At 44.8% G+C, this 753-nt stretch carries 1 protein-coding gene; it reads left to right on the forward strand.

Going from position 1 to position 753, the window contains the following annotated elements:
* A partial coding sequence (locus A3738_RS30865) for a hypothetical protein (RefSeq protein WP_197473750.1) occupies nt 1–753 on the forward strand: 753 nt, incomplete at both ends.

A 753-nucleotide genomic window follows, 5' to 3' on the forward strand; every position in this document is an offset into this window, starting at 1 on the left:
ATAGAATCAATCTTGGCGCAGGGGCGCTTTATCTCAAGCACGATAAACCAGATATGGCGGTGCGATTTTTTGATGAAATGGATATCGGTTCTGCTTATGCGACACAAGGTCTTTATCTATCAGGTTTAGCGAAGGTAGAGTTGAAAGATTACCGTGCAGCCGTTCAAGTCTGGCAAGCTAATCTGCAACATAATCTTGCTGAACCAGGTGTTGCCGAGTCTTTACTTGCTCTTCCAAATGTACAAGCACAATCTGGTTATCAAACCCTAGCGCTAGAGTCGTATCTCGCCGCGAGTAAATTGCTGCAACAAGAGCGCGCGCAGCTAGCCAAACTAAAGAAGGCCTTAAAAAAATACGGAGCAATTGAAGTATTACTAAGGGAGAGTTCTCGAGAGGACTTGGCTTGGTTTCTAGGTAATAGTGGTGTTGGGAATACTATTAAAAATGGTTACCTTCGTTTCCTGTACGACGATGAACCATCCTTGTATTGGATGCAACTTTACTCTGATATGCGGTTATATGAGTCGAACTTGCAAGGATTCAGCGCCAAACTAAAGGCTTTGCGCACAAACTTAAAAGCACAGGGACGAGTAAATAACAGCACCGAATTAAACAAAGCAGCTCGAGAACTTACCAAGCGAATTCAAGCTGCACGCGACACGCTGAGTAAAATCGAGCAGCGACTTCCCCCTAACAGCACATCGAGAACATCAGATACACTGAGTGCTCTTGAAACTCGATTGGCGAGCTTGC

The sequence above is a fragment of the Oleiphilus sp. HI0066 genome (assembly GCF_001635725.1).